This is a genomic window from Allobosea sp. NPDC055594, assembly GCF_053618995.1.
This window is the reverse complement of sequence record NZ_JBSHIO010000013.1, coordinates 12,299-28,329: the sequence shown is the minus strand read 5'-3', so window position 1 is coordinate 28,329 and position 16,031 is coordinate 12,299. Positions and strand designations below refer to the sequence as shown.

The 16,031-nt window shown below is 66.4% G+C and carries 13 protein-coding genes and 1 other annotated feature; of the genes, 6 read left to right on the top strand and 7 right to left on the bottom strand.

Annotation, left to right across the window (positions count from 1 at the left end):
- Positions 1-65: 65 nt before the first annotated feature.
- Positions 66-1,079 carry a fumarylacetoacetate hydrolase family protein gene (locus tag ACWGRX_RS21430; protein WP_452119187.1) on the bottom strand — a complete coding sequence of 338 codons (1,014 nt, stop codon included), beginning with the start codon at positions 1,077-1,079 and terminating at the stop codon, positions 66-68.
- 62 nt (positions 1,080-1,141) lie between these two features.
- Between ACWGRX_RS21430 and ACWGRX_RS21425 the strand changes: the two genes are divergently transcribed.
- Positions 1,142-2,227 carry a TRAP transporter substrate-binding protein gene (locus tag ACWGRX_RS21425; RefSeq protein WP_452119186.1) on the top strand — a complete coding sequence of 362 codons (1,086 nt, stop codon included), beginning with the start codon at positions 1,142-1,144 and terminating at the stop codon, positions 2,225-2,227.
- 176 nt (positions 2,228-2,403) lie between these two features.
- On the opposite strand, the gene hmgA is transcribed toward ACWGRX_RS21425, so the two are convergent.
- Positions 2,404-3,762, bottom strand: coding sequence for a homogentisate 1,2-dioxygenase (gene hmgA, locus ACWGRX_RS21420; protein ID WP_452119185.1), 1,359 nt, complete (start codon positions 3,760-3,762; stop codon positions 2,404-2,406).
- A gap of 185 nt (positions 3,763-3,947) precedes the next feature.
- Here hmgA and ACWGRX_RS21415 point away from each other — a divergent pair, with 185 nt between their 5' ends.
- Entirely contained in the window at positions 3,948-4,424 is a 477-nt protein-coding gene (locus ACWGRX_RS21415) for a MarR family winged helix-turn-helix transcriptional regulator (RefSeq protein WP_452119184.1), read from the top strand.
- A gap of 55 nt (positions 4,425-4,479) precedes the next feature.
- Here ACWGRX_RS21415 and ACWGRX_RS21410 read toward each other — a convergent pair whose 3' ends face one another.
- Complete coding sequence (locus ACWGRX_RS21410; protein WP_452119183.1) at positions 4,480-5,430, bottom strand: phosphoribosylaminoimidazolesuccinocarboxamide synthase; 951 nt, start codon at positions 5,428-5,430, stop codon at positions 4,480-4,482.
- A gap of 317 nt (positions 5,431-5,747) precedes the next feature.
- On the opposite strand from ACWGRX_RS21410, the gene ACWGRX_RS21405 reads away from it, so the two are divergent.
- Positions 5,748-6,941 (top strand): DUF2865 domain-containing protein, encoded by a 1,194-nt coding sequence (locus ACWGRX_RS21405; protein ID WP_452119182.1) that lies wholly within the window; start codon positions 5,748-5,750, stop codon positions 6,939-6,941.
- On the opposite strand, the gene ACWGRX_RS21400 is transcribed toward ACWGRX_RS21405, so the two are convergent.
- Positions 6,942-7,571 (bottom strand): HAD hydrolase-like protein, encoded by a 630-nt coding sequence (locus ACWGRX_RS21400; protein WP_452119181.1) that lies wholly within the window; start codon positions 7,569-7,571, stop codon positions 6,942-6,944.
- Positions 7,572-7,808: 237 nt separating this feature from the next.
- Between ACWGRX_RS21400 and ACWGRX_RS21395 the strand changes: the two genes are divergently transcribed.
- Complete coding sequence (locus ACWGRX_RS21395) at positions 7,809-9,131, top strand: MFS transporter (RefSeq protein WP_452119180.1); 1,323 nt, start codon at positions 7,809-7,811, stop codon at positions 9,129-9,131.
- Positions 9,132-9,511: 380 nt separating this feature from the next.
- Here the strand turns inward: ACWGRX_RS21395 and ACWGRX_RS21390 are convergent, their stop codons facing one another.
- Both ACWGRX_RS21390 and gltX read right to left on the bottom strand, forming a co-directional pair.
- The gene (locus ACWGRX_RS21390) at positions 9,512-9,781 is read right to left on the bottom strand and encodes a hypothetical protein (protein ID WP_452119179.1); all 270 of its coding nucleotides are present in this window, start codon (positions 9,779-9,781) and stop codon (positions 9,512-9,514) included.
- 463 nt (positions 9,782-10,244) lie between these two features.
- The gene (gltX, locus tag ACWGRX_RS21385; protein WP_452119178.1) at positions 10,245-11,585 is read right to left on the bottom strand and encodes a glutamate--tRNA ligase; all 1,341 of its coding nucleotides are present in this window, start codon (positions 11,583-11,585) and stop codon (positions 10,245-10,247) included.
- A gap of 137 nt (positions 11,586-11,722) precedes the next feature.
- On the opposite strand from gltX, the gene ACWGRX_RS21380 reads away from it, so the two are divergent.
- On the top strand, positions 11,723-12,502 hold the full coding sequence (locus tag ACWGRX_RS21380; RefSeq protein ID WP_452119177.1) for a hypothetical protein: 780 nt from the start codon (positions 11,723-11,725) through the stop codon (positions 12,500-12,502).
- A gap of 114 nt (positions 12,503-12,616) precedes the next feature.
- Positions 12,617-12,672, top strand: a sequence feature (sul1 is cis-regulatory element that is thought to sense ions involved in sulfur or methionine metabolism; They are found in Alphaproteobacteria).
- Positions 12,673-12,735: 63 nt separating this feature from the next.
- Positions 12,736-14,214, top strand: a complete 1,479-nt coding sequence (locus ACWGRX_RS21375) for a SulP family inorganic anion transporter (RefSeq protein WP_452119176.1) — start codon at positions 12,736-12,738, stop codon at positions 14,212-14,214.
- A 71-nt stretch (positions 14,215-14,285) separates the two neighbouring features.
- Here the strand turns inward: ACWGRX_RS21375 and ACWGRX_RS21370 are convergent, their stop codons facing one another.
- Positions 14,286-16,025 (bottom strand): NAD+ synthase, encoded by a 1,740-nt coding sequence (locus tag ACWGRX_RS21370; protein WP_452119175.1) that lies wholly within the window; start codon positions 16,023-16,025, stop codon positions 14,286-14,288.
- Positions 16,026-16,031 lie beyond the last annotated feature (6 nt).

Genomic DNA, 16,031 nt, shown 5'->3' with positions numbered 1-16,031 from the left:
GCCCGGGATGACAAAGCGGCTCCGGAGCTGGTCGTCATGCGAGCTCTTGAAATGACGGAGCCGCCTCAGCGCACATAGGGCATGATTTCCTGCTCGATGGCGCCGAAGATCGAATGGCCGGAAGCGTTCTTCATCTCGATCCGGACGCTGTCGCCGAAGCGCAGGAAGGGCGTCCTGGCCGCACCCTCGCGGATGGTCTCGACCATGCGCTGCTCGGCGATGCAGGCATAGCCCAGCCCGCCCTCGGCGATCGGCCGGCCCGGCCCGCCATCGGCGTCGCGGTTGGAGACCGTGCCGGAACCGACGACGCTGCCGGCGATCAGCGGGCGGGTCTTGGCGGCATGGGCGATCAGCACGCCGAAATCGAAGGTCACGTCGATACCGGCCTGCGGCTTGCCGAAGGGCTTGCCGTTGATCTGGGCGAGCAATGGCAGGTGGAGCTTCCCGTCCTTCCAGGCGGAACCGAGTTCCTCTGGTGTCACCGCGACGGGAGAGCAGGCCGAGGATGGCTTGGACTGCAGGAACCCGAACCCCTTCGCGAGTTCGGCCGGGATCAGGTTGCGCAGGCTGACATCGTTGACGAGCATGACGAGGCGAATCAGTCCACGCGCCTCCTCGGGGCTCACGCCCATCGGCACGTCGCCGGTGATGACCGCGATCTCGGCCTCGAGGTCGATGCCGTAATCCTCGCTGGCGATCCGAATCGGCTGGCGCGGGCCGAGGAACGAATCGGAGCCGCCCTGATACATCAGCGGATCGGTCCAGAAGCTCGCGGGCATCTCGGCCCCCCGCGCCTTCCGGACGAGCTCGACATGGTTCACATAGGCCGAGCCATCGACCCATTGATAGGCGCGCGGCAGCGGCGAGGCGCAATCGTGCTCGTGGAAGCGGAAGGACGGCACCGAGCCGTGCTCCAGTCCCTCGGCGAGGTCGGAAAGGCGCGGCGCGCAGCGCGCCCAGTCGTCCAGCGCGCCCTGTAGCGTCGCCACCACCGGGAAGGCATCCGTGGCGCGCGTCAGGTCGTTCGAGACGACGACGAGACGGCCGTCGCGGCCATGCGTGAGCGATGCAAGCTTCATCTCTTTTCATTCCTCCCCGGACACGCCATGAAGAGCGCAACGAGCTTTCGGGAGGAGACCATATGGAACGCCGCACGTTTTTGAAAACTGGGGCGCTCGCCGCCGCTGCGACCTCGATCGCGATGCCGGCAATCGCCCAGTCGATGCCCGAAGTGAAATGGCGACTGACCTCGAGCTTCCCCAAGCAGCTCGACACGATCTTCGGCACCGCCCAGCAGTTCGCCAAGTTCATGTCGGACGCCACCGACGGCCGCTTCCAGGTCCAGACCTTCTCGGCCGGCGAGATCGTCCCCGGCCTGCAGGCGCTCGACGCGGTCAGCTCCGGCACGGTCGAATGCGCCCATACCCCGACCTATTTCTACATCGGCAAGGAGCCGGCCTTCGGCCTCGGCACCGGCATCCCCTTCGGCCTGAACGCCCGCCAGCAGCATAGCTGGTGGTATTTCGGCGGCGGCGAGCAGATCATCAACGAGGCCCTGGCCAAGTTCAACGCCTACGCGATCCCCTGCGGCAATTCCGGCTGCCAGATGGGCGGCTTCTTCCGCAAGGAGCTGAAGACGGTCGACGACCTCAAGGGCCTCAAGTTCCGCATCGGCGGGATGGGCGGCTCGGTGCTCGCCAAACTCGGCGTGGTGCCGACCCAAATCGCCCCCGGCGACGTCTATCCGGCGCTGGAGCGCGGCACGATCGACGCCGCCGAATTCGTCGGCCCCTATGACGACGAGAAGCTCGGCTTCGTGAAGGTCGCGCCCTATTACTACTATCCCGGCTGGTGGGAGGGCGGCGCCATGCTGCACCTCGTCATCAACCAGGAGCAGTGGAGCAAGCTGCCCAAGCACTACCAGGCCATGGTCTACCATGCCTGCGAGGCGGCCAATAACTGGATGCTGGCGAAGTACGACGCCGTGAATCCGGGCGGCCTGCGCCGGCTGGTCGGCCAGGGCGCGCAGCTGCGGGCCTTCCCGCAGCCGATCATGGAAGCCTCGCTCAAGGCGGCCGAGGAGTACTACGCCGAGACCTCGGCCAAGAGCGAGCTGTTCAAGAAGGGCTATGAGTCGATGGTCGCCTTCCGCGGCGAGAACCTGCTCTGGTGGCAGGTCGCGGAGCTCTCCTACGACGCCTTCATGAACCGGCTGAAGTCGCGCTGAGGCGCAACGCTTCTCCAACTCGTCATGCTCGCCCTTGTGGCGAGCATCCACGTCTTGGACACCGCTTTCGGCGAGGGAAGACGTAGATGGTCGGGACAGGCCCGACCATGACGAAAAAAACGCGGCTGAGAATTCCGGGCCCTTCGCTGCGCGAAGGGCCGGAGTGACAGCGGAGCTCACCAGGCCTCGCGCTTCTTCGGGTCAAAGCGCTTGTTCAGCCCGCTCCAGCAATCGGCATAGTTCTCCTGCAGCTCCGGCAGCGCGGCGGCATAGCCGGTGACGCGCTGTGCGAAGCGCGTCTCGAACATGAAGGCCATGGTGCCGGTGAGCTTGACCGGCTTGAGCTCGACCGTGCTCGCATGCTCGAAGGCCTGGGTGTCGGGCCCGTGCGGCAGCATCATGTTGTGCAGGCTGAAGCCGCCGGGCGTGAAGCCCTCGGGCTTGGCGTCGTAGACGCCGTAGATCAGCCCCATGAATTCCGACATGATGTTGCGGTGGTACCAGGGCGGCCGGAAGGTGTTTTCCGCCACCATCCAGCGCTCGGGGAAGATCACGAAATCGATATTCGCGGTGCCGGGCGTCTCCGAGGGCGCGGTCAGCACGGTGAAGATCGACGGGTCGGGATGGTCGAAGGAGATCGCGCCGACCGGCGAATAATGCCGCAGATCGTATTTGTAGGGCGCGTAATTGCCATGCCAGGCGACGACGTCGAGCGGCGACTGGCCGAGCTCCGTCGAGAAGATCTCGCCGCCCCATTTGGCGTAGAGGGTCGAGGGCTCCTCGATATCCTCATAGGCCGCGACCGGGGTCAGGAAGTCGCGGGGATTGGCGAGGCAGTTGGCGCCGATCGGCCCGCGATCCGGCAGGGTGAAGCCGCCGCCGTAATTCTCGCAGACATAGGCACGGGCCGGCCCGTCGATCAGCTCGCAGCGGAAGACGACGCCGCGCGGGATGACGCAGATCTCGCCGGGCTCGATCTCGATGATGCCGAACTCGGTGAAGAAGCGCAGGCGGCCCTCCTGTGCGACGACCAGGAGCTCGCCATCGGCGCAGAATAGGTACTCGCGCTCCATCGAGGCGGTGACGAAGACCATGTGCGCGGCCATGCCGGCCTGGGCGTCGCCGTCGCCGGCGGTGGTCAGGGTGCGCAGGCCGGTGAGGAAGGTCAGCTTCTCCTGCGGAAGCGGGATCGGGCTCCAGCGCAACGGGCCCAGAGAAGGCTTGGTCTCGTCGCGGCAGGGCGCGGTGCGGACCAGCCCCTTGTCGACGAGCGTCCAGCGGCCGCCATGCTTGACGCTCGGTCGGATGCGGTAGAGCCAGGATCGCTCATTGGTCGAGCGCGGGGCGGTGAAGGGCGAGCCGGAGAGCTGCTCGGCATAGAGCCCGTAAGCCGCCTTCTGCGGCGAGTTGCGGCCGATCGGCAGCGCCCCCGGCAGGCTCTCGGTCTCGAAGGAATTGCCGAAGCCCGACATGTAGCGCAGGCCGTTCTGGACCTGTTGGCCAATCGCCGAGAGCGACGTCGTCTGGACGTTCATGGCTGCTTCCTCCCTGGCCGTCGGCGCCTTTTGCAGCGGAACCGGTCCGACAATGATCGCGCTTCAGGCAAGGGATGTGGAAATGGCGCACGGCTTCTGCGAAAACCGGCTTCCATCCGCTCCATGCCCGCTGCCCGTCCGCTGCTGATTAGTTGCAAGTGAAACTAATGTCAATGAAACCAACCATGGCCGACGGCGAGCACGCCCTGCATCTCGAGCAGTTCGTACCCTACCGCATCAATGTGGCGGCGGTGTTCGCGAGCAGGGCGCTGGCGCGGATCTATGGCGAGAAATTCGGTATCGGCATCCCGGAATGGCGGGTGATCGCCCAGCTCGGCGAATTCGGACGGATGACCTCGCGCGACATCGGCGAGCTCTCGCAAATGCACAAGACCAAGGTCTCGCGCGCCGTCTCCGGACTCGACCAGCGCGGCCTCGTGGCGCGCAGCGAGAACCGGGCAGACCGGCGCGAATCCTTCGTCTCGCTCACTGCCGCCGGGGCGCGGGTCTACGCCCAGATCGTGCCGCTGGCGCTCGCCTTCGAGCAGCGCTGGACCGAGGGCATCGCGCCCGACGAGCTGCGGACCTTCGAGCGCGTGCTTGCGGTGCTGACCGAGCGCGGGCGGCTTCTGGCCGGCACCTATCACGAGGAAGGCGCCTGATCGCCCAAAAAGGCAGAGGCGCATTCCGCAGCAGGGGCGGCCGCGAGCCCGCCGCCTAAAAATACCTGGCGAGGTTGCGCCTGATCCGTGCCAGCGGCGGCTCGCCGGCGGGCGGCGGGACGAAGGCGGTGCCGGTGATCGTCTCGAAGGCCTTCACATAGACCGCGCTGGTCTGCGCGATCAGCTCGTCGGGGATCGGCGGCAAGTCCTCCTTGTAGGGATCGCAGCGCGCCACCACCCAGTTGCGCACGAAATCCTTGTCAAAGCTCTCGGGCTTCTCGCCGGCGGCGAAGCGCGCCGGATAGCTCCCGGCGAACCAGTAGCGGCTCGAATCCGGGGTATGGATTTCGTCCGCCAGCAGGATGTTGCCATCCTTGTCGGTGCCGAACTCGTATTTGGTGTCGGCCAGGATCAGGCCGCGCTCGGCGGCCAGCTTCTGCCCCCGGGCGAAAAGCGCCAGCGCATACTCCGATACCGTGTCCCATTGCTTTTTGGTCAGAAGGCCGCTGTCGACGATCCCCTGTGCGGTGAGCGGCTCGTCATGGCCGCCGTCGAAAGCCTTGCTGGTCGGGGTTATGATCGGCTCGGGCAGCTTCTCGTTGTCGCGCATGCCATCGGGGAAACGCATGCCGTAGATCTCGCGCCTGCCCTCCTTGTAGAGCGTCAGCACCGAGGTGCCGGTGGTGCCGGCGAGATAGCCGCGCACGATCACCTCGACCGGAAGGATATCGAGCCGCTTGCCGACCACGACATTGGGATCGGGGTATTCGAGCACGTGGTTGGGGCAGATGTCGGCGGTGTTCTCGAACCAGTAGCGGGCGACCTGCGTCAGCACCTGCCCTTTCAGCGGAATCGCGGCGATGGCGCGGTCGAAAGCGCTGAGCCGGTCGGTCGAGATCAGGATGCGCCGGCCGTCAGGCAGGTCGTAGTTCTCGCGGACCTTGCCGCGATAATAGTTCGGCAGTTCCGGGATGAACGCCTCGTCGAGCGCTTGATGGAGGGGCATGGTTCGCTTCGCCTGGTCGAGGAATGCGCGGGACGACGGTCCGCGCTGCCTTCGCTTCTAGTCGTTTGGCAGGCCCCGCACCACCACGCCCTTTGCCTCGCGGGTGGGACCTCGGACTGCCCTCTCCTGAAGGACGAGCGGTGGCGCGGGCGATTGTCGACATCCCGCAAATATGCCATCTCGGCCTTCGTCTGGCATGCAGATGCGAATCTGCATGGCTAAGGCTCCATAGTTCCGTCGCCTTTGTGACATGTGCTCGAACACTGCGCGCCACCAGCGGCGCCCGATGGCCAACAAGGGTTCAGACGCGTCCTCCGATGATCTTCGCTACGCTCCGACGTCTCCTCGCTCCGGCTCTGGCGCTCGCCGCGCTGACCGGTGCGGCCGTCGCGCAATCGCCCGCCTGCAACAACTGGCGTGCCGAACTGGCGAGCCTGCAGGGACAGCGGGGCGGCGATCCCCGCGCCGCACAGGCGGCGCAGCGCGTCGCGTCGCAGATCGCCCGGCTCTCCGGGCAATACCGTTCGATGGGTTGTGACCGCGGCGGCTTCCTGTTCTTCGGCGAGCAGACGCCGCCGCAATGCGGTGGCATCCGGGCCCAACTCGGCCAGCTCGAGGCCCAGTACGGCGCCTTGCAGCGGCAGGCGCAGAACGGTGGCATCGAGCAGCGCCGAGCCCAGCTCGCCGCTCTCATCGACAATAACTGCCGCGAGCAGCGCCGCGGCTTTTTCGAGACGATCTTCGGCATCGAGCCGCGCCGCGGCGAGATCGACTCCACCATGCCCGAGCTCGATCCCGATCCGCTGGACCCCGGCGAAAGCCAGCCGCGCCAGGGTGGCCCCTACAGCGTCTGCGTCCGCACCTGTGACGGTTATTTCTTTCCGCTCGCCAACAGCCCCGGCGGCCGCGAAGGCCAGGACGAAATGTGCCAGGCGCTCTGCCCCGGCACCGAGACGCTCGCCTTCGGCATGAGCAATGGCGGCGACATCCAGAACGCGGTCTCGCGCAGCACCGGCACGCCCTATGCCTCGCTGCCGAACGCCCTGAAATATACCCGCAGCTTCGACGCGACCTGCACCTGCCGGGCCCCCGGCCAGAGCTGGGCCCAGGCCCTGCAGGACGCCGAGAGCCTGATCGAACAGCGCAAGGGCGACATCATCGTCACCGAGCAGCGCTCGCTGGAGATGTCGCGACCGAAGCCGGAGGCACCGGCGCGCGGCAAGAAGGGCGCCGCCAATGCACCGGAGACCAAGCCGGCGCCCGCGGCGCCTGCCCCGACCGTGCTCCAGGCCGCCCCCGGCGACGAACCCACGGCGGACGCCAATGTGCCGACAGCGAGCACCGAATCCGCCGGCGTCGGCCCGCAAAGGATCGATAGTGAGAAGACGGTACAGCAGGGCGACGGGCTGAAGCGCGAGAGCAAGAGCGTCACCGGCGAGCGCCGCACGGTGCGGATCGTCGCGCCGAACCTCGCGCCCAATCTCGGCGTCGGCGCGACCGCCCGGCCCTGATCAGGCCGTAAGCTTCGCTGTCAGCTCTTCATAGCTGTCGAAGATCAGATCAGGCCCCCGCGCCCGCAGCGACGCTGCCGTGTTGTAGCCGAAGGTCACCGCGCCAGCCGCAATGCCGGCACGCCTTGCCGCGTCGATGTCGCGGATCTCGTCGCCGATCGAGATCGTCCGCTCCCTGGAAGCCCCTGCCCGGCCGATCACCGTCTTGAACTTGGCGCTCTTGCCCCAGAGCGAGGCGCCGCAGCTGAAATGGCTGACGTGGCTCGCAGCCTGCCCCAGCGTGCGGCGTATCGCATCCTCGCCATTGGAGCTGACGATCGCGATCGTGATCCCGCTTGCGGTGAGGCGCGCGAGCATCGGTTCGACGCCCGGAAAGAGCGGCACCGCATCCCCGGCCTCGGCGCTCAGCCGGCGCATATGCACCGCGATAACCGGCAGCTTCCACAAGGGCACGCCGAGGCGCGCCATGATCTCGCGTGATTCGAGTGCGCGAAGCGCGTCGGCCTCGCCCGCGGCGACCTCCCGGAAGCCGAACTGGCGCGCCGTCTGGTTGAGCACCGAGCAGAACCACGGAAAGCTGTCGGCCAACGTCCCGTCATAATCGAAGATCGCAAGGGAAAAGGCGGGCATCGCGGCGACCGGTCTGGGGCTGGCTGATCGGGACGGATCATTGGGGCCGGGTGCTTTGCCGCAAGGTCACGCAGGCGTCAACGCGGGCGGGCCGCTATCATCCGTAACATGCTGCGTGGGCAGAGCAGTCCTGCACGATCTTCATCGCGCAGGCGGAACGTCTGGCGAGCTTGCGCGTTTATGACCCGCGCCTGAGCGATTCGCTCGCTCGGACCGGACTGAGCGCGGAGCAAGGCCATGTCGGAACCGGCAATCACCGCTGATGGCGGCATGGATCTCGCGGACACCGGCAGGCGCCTCAAGGCGATCTTCATCGGCTCGGTCGGCAATCTCGTCGAATGGTACGATTTCTACGCCTACACCGCCTTCGCGCTCTACTTCGCGCCGCACTTCTTCCCGTCCAGCGACCCCGTGGTGCAGCAGCTCAACGCTGCCACCCTCTTCGCCGCCGGCTTCATCGTCCGCCCGCTCGGCGGCTGGCTCTTCGGGCATCTCGCCGACCGCTATGGCCGCCGGCTCTCGCTGACGCTCTCGGTGGTGATGATGTGCTTCGGCTCGCTGATCATCGCGGTGACGCCGACCTATGCGAGCATCGGCTTCGCAGCACCGGTGATGCTGGCGCTGGCGCGGGTGATCGAGGGCCTCAGCCTCGGCGGCGAGTACGGGGCGAGCGCCACCTATCTCACCGAGATCGCCCATCCCGAGCATCGCGGCTTTTATTCGAGTTTCCAGTACGTGACACTGATCGGCGGCCAGCTGACCGCCATCCTGGTGTTGCTGCTCCTGCAGAACGTCTTCCTGACGCATGAACAACTGGTGGCATGGGGCTGGCGCATCCCCTTCGTGATCGGCGCCCTGCTCGCGATCACCGCAATGTTCATGCGCCGGCACATGCACGAGACCGAAGCCTTCGTCGAAGCCAAGAAGGCCGGGCCGAAGAAGGAGAGCTCGCTGCGCGGCCTCACGCGCTATCCCCGCGAGGTCTCGATCGTGGTCGGACTCACCGCCGGCGGCACCGCCGCCTTCTACACCTTCACCACCTATATGCAGACCTTCGTGAAGCAGACGGTCGGCCTCTCCGACATCACCACCACCTATGTCATCGCGGGATCGCTGATCTTCGCGCTGATCCTGCAGCCGATCTATGGCTGGATCTCCGACCGGATCGGCCGCAAGCCGCTGCTGGTGTTCTTCGGCCTCGCCGGCGCCCTTTTGACCGTGCCGATCCTGACGACCCTCTCGCACACCAAGTCGCCCTGGACCGCCTTCCTGCTGATCGCCGGCGCCTGGGTCTTCGTCGCCGGCTATACCTCGATCAACGCGGTGGTGAAGGCCGAATTGTTCCCGACCTCGATCCGGGCGACCGGCGTCGCCCTGCCCTATGCGGTGACGGTCTCGATCTTCGGCGGCACGGCGCCCGCCATCGCCCTGTTCTTCAAGCAGCAGGGCCATGAGCAATGGTTCTACTACTACCTCGCCGGCATGATCTTCATCTCGCTCCTGGTCTACTCGACCATGCGCGACACCAAGCATGAATCGGCGATGCACCGGCATGATTGAGAGAGCGCACGTATTGTCCCGCACATGAATGGCTGGACCGCCGCGACGTGGCAGCGCTTATCGCCGATGTGGACATTAGATCGCCGCGCGTCCGTTCGGACGCAGTCACATGATCTATCTCAGTATTATAGCACCGGACCGAACGACCGGCGAAGACCGGAGCGGCGTCGGCATCGGGTCGACAGCGGTCGTTATCGGTCGCTTGGAAGTCCGCTTGCCGATTCAAATCATGCCGGGCTGTTCGGTGTTGCTTGCCCAATGCCTCCAACCTGAGAAAAGCCCGCCGCTGATTGGCGGCGGGCCTCTACGGTGATGGTCAGAACCTCGCTGCCATCCGGGGCTGCTTCGTCAGCCCCGGATGGCAGCGAGATCGCACCGTGCTATCTGCTGCTTTCGACCACACGGCAGCTATCGCCCCCGTGCCCGCGGCAAAAGTTGAGAGCGGCCTTGCGCGCTTCGGCGATGTCCGCCTTGCCATACGCATAGCCGCAACCCTTGGTCTTGCCCTTGGCGAAAGCCTTCGAGCCTTTGGATCCAGCGTAGACTTCGTAGCCCTTGATGCACCCTGCGCCCATGCCGGCCGGCTGAGCCAGCGCGGGTGCTGCAATTATCAGAAGCGCAATCACACTCGACGGTCGAAGTAGTTTCATAGTAGCCCCCCCGGCTCCTCATTGGTCATACCCGGCCAGAGTTCATTATCTGACGTAAGCGTGGATACAAGAGGCGCAAAGACAGTGGCGGCTCTCGCTAGGACAGCCCAGATAACCAGATCGGCATCGGAGAGCCTCAAATCGAAACTCTGGCAATGATGGTTCCCCTCGCGAATCCAGCCGTCGCAAGAGATGGCTTGCCGGATGCACCTGCGGAAAACCTCTGTGTCGGCCTTGGCCCAACTGGCTCCCGGAACAGCCGATCCAAGTGCAGGACCGGTAGCGCGAGCTGCTGCCCTAATGCGCGAAACAAAGTCGCTTTTCCGCGACCAGCGTTCCCCGGGGTCAGGATCCGTCGCATCGGCACCCGTCTAGCAGTTGCCGATGCCAGCGCGCACTGCCTCGACACGTCAGCAACGGGCCGACTTCGGTCCTCCAGCGAGCTCCAGAAGTAATTCCGCGCTCAGGCTGCCTCGCCCGCCAGCCGCTTCAGCGCCTTGTCGCGCCCGATCAGCGGCAGCAGGGCCGCAAGCTCGGGGCCGTGATCGAGCCCGGTCAGCGCCTGGCGTAGCGGCATGAACAGCGCTTTGCCCTTGGCCCCGGTCGTGGCGGCGACCGCCTGCGTCCAGCTCTTCCAGGTCGTCTGATCGAAGGGCCCTTCCGGCAGCAACGCCGCGGCAGCTGCGGCGAAGGCGGGGTCGGCGATCTCGGGCGTAATCGGACCCTCGACCACCTGCCACCACCCAGCGGCATCGCTCAGCCGCGCGAGATTGCCGCGCACCGCCAGCCAGAACGGTTCCGTCGCGGGAATGTCGAGCGCTGCCAGCCGATCGGCCACGGCGGCGAACCCGAAATGATGCAGCGTCCTCGCCGAGAGCGCCTCAAGCTCGTGCTCGTCGAATTTCGCCGAGGCGCGCGAGACATGGGCGAACTCGACCAGCCCGGCGAGCTCGTCGAGGCTCGCCACGGGTCGTACCGCATCGGAGGTGCCGGTCAGCACCGCCAGCGCCGCAACCGCGAGCGGCTCGACGCCGGCCTCGCGCAGGCCCCTGAGCGAGAGATGGCCGAGGCGCTTGGAGAGCCCCTCGCCACTCGCCGTGGTCAAGAGATTGTGATGGCCGAAGATCGGCAGCGCGCCGCCGAGCGCCTGGATGATCTGGATCTGCACCGCCGTGTTGGTGACGTGGTCCTCGCCGCGGATGACATGGGTGATGCCCATGTCGACATCGTCGACCACCGAGGGCAGCGTGTAGGGATAGGTACCGTCTTCGCGGACCAGAACCGGATCGGAAAGCGAGGCGCAGTCGACATGCGAGGGGCCGCGGACCAGATCGTTCCAGCCGACCTCTTCCCAATCCAGCAGGAAGCGCCAATGCGGTTTGCGGCCCTCGGCCTCCAGCGCCGCCCGCTCGGCTGCCGTCAGCTTCAGCGCGGCGCGGTCATAGACCGGTGGCAAACCGCGCGCGAGCTGGCGCTTGCGCTTGCGGTCGAGTTCGTCGGCGCTCTCATAGCAGGGATAGAGCCGGCCGGCGGCGCGCAGGCGCTCGGCCGCCTCGTCATAGAGGGCGAGTCGCTCCGACTGCTTGATGCTGGCATCGGGGATCACGCCGAGCCAGGCGAGATCCTCAGGGATCGCCGCGGCGAATTCGGGCTTCGAGCGTACCCTGTCGGTGTCGTCATAGCGCAGCAGGAAGCGCCCGCCATGACGCATGGCGAAGAGCCAGTTGAACATGATGGAGCGGGCGTTACCGATGTGAAGATAGCCGGTCGGCGACGGCGCGGTGCGAACGAAAGGTACGGTCATGGCCGGCGCTTTTCGCGCGGGACGGGCGCGAGAGCAAGGGCATCGCCGTTTCGCGCTGCCGGGGCTGTCGACAGGCGCCCTGATTGACGCAAGGTTAGCGACGGAGGGTGGCGGGCTGTCTGAGCGAGGAGGCGAGGATGAGCATCACGGCTTCGGTCGGGCTCGGCGGCAAGAACACCGTTCCCGACACCCGTCTGGTCCAGGCAATGATCAATCCGCATGCGGCAGCGCTCGGCATCGCGCTGCTCGAGGTCGACGGTGATTGCGGACCGCTGACCCGCGGCGGCATCACGCGCTACCAGCAGGTCTTCCTCAAGATCGCGAACCCGGATTCGCGGGTCGACCCTGGCGGCAAGACCTTCCTGCACATGGCCAGCAATCCGGCGCCGGCCGGCGTCGTGGTCAGCGCGATGCGCCTGCCGGTGAAGCTCAAGCCAGGCGATTTCCTGCAGGTGCCGGTGGTGATGGATCCGGCCGACGGCACGGTGCAGGACGCCTACACAGCCTTCGAATACGAGATCTTCGACAAGGGCGCCCGCATGGTCGGGACGGACTATGCCTTCGGCGTGCCCAACGAGATCGAGGTCTGGCCGAGCGCCCAGGTCAGGATCGGCGTGACCCTGGATGCGGGCCTGCTCGCGCATGAGCAGTTCCATTACGATGTCGGCTTCGTCGTCTGCCGGGCGCTGGCGCACCAGCTTACCATCGCCCGCGCCCCGACGATCGCCGGGCTGGTCACCCAGCTCAACAGCCTCGTCGAGTTGCACATCAAGCGCCGCGTCAAGCTGATCCAGCGCCGCTACGACATCGACACCCAGCACGGACAGAACGCCAGATACCAGCGCATCTGGCTCGACCGCATGACCGCCTGCATCGCCAATCCCGCGGCCAACCAGATCGGCGGCTTCTGGCTGTAGGGAGCGCTTCCAGGCTAGGCGGCATCGGCGCGGGACGGCACGTCGCCATTCCGCCTGCGCGGGGCGTGTCCTGTTGCGCCGCAATGCGGGAGCGCGCTAGTTTGCGCCCATTCGATCGGACCCGGTGAAACTCCGGGTGGCTCTTCCGGCCGCCAATCCGCCGGACCACGCAAATGACTGGCTGACCGGCCCGCCTTACGGCGGGGCGCTGACGTCTCTTGCGGATTTTCCTCATGTCCAAGCATTCCACCTATCGCAGGCAATGGTTTTCCAATGTCCGTGGCGACGTGCTGTCCGGCATCGTCGTCGCACTCGCACTCATCCCCGAAGCGATCGGCTTTTCCGTCATCGCCGGCGTCGACCCCAAGGTCGGCCTCTATGCCTCTTTCGCCATCGCCTGCGTCTCTGCCTTCCTCGGCAGCCGGCCGGGCATGATCTCTGCCGCGACGGCCGCCACAGCCGTGCTGATGGTGACGCTCGTCAAGGAGCACGGGCTGCAATACCTCTTTGCCACAACCATTCTGATGGGCGTGCTGCAACTCGCGGCCGGCGTATTGAAGCTCGGACGCCTGATGAACTTCGTCTCGCGCTCGGTGATCACGGGCTTTGTCAACGCGCTCGCGATCCTGATCTTCATGGCTCAGTTGCCCGAGCTGATCGGCGTGCCCTCGCTGACCTATGCGATGATCGCAGCCGGCCTCGCGATCATCTACCTAATCCCCTATCTGACGAAGGCGATCCCCTCGCCGCTGGTCGCGATCGGGGTGCTGACGCTGGTCGCGTGGTGGGCCGGACTCGATCTGCGCCGCGTCGGCGATCTCGGCGAACTGCCCTCGACGCTGCCGATGCTGACGCTGCCGCAGGTGCCGCTGACCTTCGAGACGCTGCGGATCATCTTCCCCTATTCGCTTGCCCTGGCGGCCGTCGGCCTGCTCGAATCCCTGCTCACCGCCCAGATCGTCGACGACATGACGGAGACGCAGAGCAACAAGAACCGCGAATGCTACGGCCAGGGCGCGAGCAACATCGCCTCCGCGTTGATCGGCGGCATGGGAGGCTGTGCGATGATCGGCCAGTCGGTGATCAATGTGCGTTCGGGCGGGCGCGGCCGGCTCTCGACCTTCGTCGCCGGCGCTTTCCTGCTGTTCCTGATCCTCGTGCTCGACGATCTCGTCCGGATCATCCCGATGGCGGCGCTGGTCGCGGTGATGATCATGGTCTCGATCGGCACCTTCTCATGGCGCTCGATCCTCGACCTCGGGCGCAATCCGCTGCCATCCTCCATCGTCATGCTCGCGACCGTCATCACCACGGTGGCAACGCACGATCTCGCCAAGGGCGTGATCGTCGGCGTGCTGCTCTCGGGTGTGTTCTTCGCCGGCAAGGTCGCCCGGCTGGTCCAGGTCGAGAAGCGCGGCGACGAGGCCGAGCCAACCTATTTGGTCCGCGGCCAGATCTTCTTCGCTTCGAGCGAGAGCTTCCTGCGCGGCTTCGCCTTCGACGACGCGCCCGGCCGCGTGACGATCGACGTCAGCCAGGCTCATTTCTGGGACATCACGGCGATCGGCGCGCTCGACAAGGCTGTGCTGCGGTTCCGCGGCGCCGGCGCCGAGGTCACCGTGATCGGCCTCAACGAAGCCAGCGCCACGCTGGTCGAGCGCTTCGGCGAGCACCACAAGGCCGAGGGGGCAAAGCCGGCCCCCGCCCACTGAGGCGGCACGGCCTCAGGCGATTCGTTCAGGCCCCGGGGTAACCGCGCAGCACTCCCACTGCGCCGGAGCGATCAGAAATCGAAGCTCTCGCCGCCCGCCTTGCCGACGCCCTTGACCAGCGTCGCATCGGGCCTGTGGGCGCCGTTGCCGGGGTCGCGGAAGCCGTTGACGATCGGATAGCGCCGGTCGCGGCCGAAGTTCTTGCGAGTGACCTTGACGCCCGGCGCCGCCTGGCGGCGCTTGTACTCGGCAAGATAGAGCAGGCGCTCGACCTTCTTCACCGTCTCGAGATCGTGGCCGCGGGCGACGATGTCGGAAAGCCGCATCTCGTGCTCGATCAGGCAGGCGAGAATGTCGTCGAGGACGTCATAGGGCGGCAGCGAGTCCTGGTCCTTCTGGTTCTCGCGCAGCTCGGCGCTCGGCGGCTTGACGATGATGTTCTCGGGGATCACCTCGCCATCCGGCCCGAGCGCGCCGACCGGCTTCCAGCGGTTGCGCAGCGCGGACAGGCGGAAGACCTCGGTCTTGTAGAGATCCTTGATCGGGTTGTAGCCGCCGTTCATGTCGCCATAGAGCGTGGCGTAGCCGCAGGACATTTCCGACTTGTTGCCGGTCGTCACCACCATCGGCCCGAACTTGTTGGAGATCGACATCAGCAGCGTGCCGCGCACCCGGCTCTGCAGGTTCTCCTCGGTGAGGCCGCGATTGGTGCCGGCGAAGAGCCCGGCCAGCGCCCGCTCAAAGCCCTCGACCGGCTCGGCGATCGAGACGATCTCGTAGGCGACGCCGAGCGCCTCGGCGCAGGCCTTGGCATCGTCCAGGCTCTCCTGCGAGGTGAAGCGATAGGGCATCATCACGCAGCGCACGCGCTCCGCACCGAGCGCGTCGACCGCCATCGCCGCGCAGATCGCGGAATCGATGCCCCCGGAGAGGCCGAGCACGACGCCGGGGAAGCGGTTCTTCTCGACATAGTCGCGCAGCCCGAGGACGCAGGCCGAATAATCGGCCTCGTCGCCACTCTCCACGGCCGTGACCTCGCCTTGCAGGCAGTGCCAGCCCTCGGGCCCGCGCTCCCATTGCGTCAAGACCAGCGCCTCGCGGAAGGCAGGAAGCTGGTGGGCGAAGCTGCGGTCGGCGTTGAGGACGAAGGAGGAGCCTTCGAAGACCAGTTCGTCCTGGCCGCCGAGCTGGTTGAGATAGACCATGGGCAGACCGCTCTCGACGACGCGGGCGACGGCGACGTTGAGCCGTTCCTCGATGACGCTACGGCGGAAGGGCGAGCCGTTCGGCACCAGCAAAATCTCGCCGCCGGTCTCGGCGATGCACTCGACGACCTCGTCGCCCCAGATGTCCTCGCAGACCGGGATACCCAGGCGGATCCTGTCCCGGAACACCACCGGGCCCGGCAAGGGACCGGGCTCGAACACCCGCTTCTCGTCGAAGACGCCGTAATTGGGCAGGTCGACCTTGAAGCGCACCGACTGGATCAGCCCGCCATCGAGCAGGGCATAGGCGTTGTAGAGCTTGCCGTCCTCGAGCCAGGGCAGGCCGAAGAGCAAGGCTGGACCGCCATCGGCGGTCTCGCGCGCCAATTCCTCGCAGGCCTTGCGGCAGGCGTCCTGGAAGGCCGGCTTCAGCACCAGATCCTCTGGCGGATAGGCCGAGAGGAAGAGTTCCGAGAACATCACCAGCTCGGCGCCGAGCGTCGCCGCCTCGCGCCTTGCGGTGCGAACCTTCTCGGCATTGCCGGCGACATCGCCGACGGTCGGGTTGAGCTGGGCCAGGGCCAGGCGGAGCGTGTTCGCGGTCATGATCCG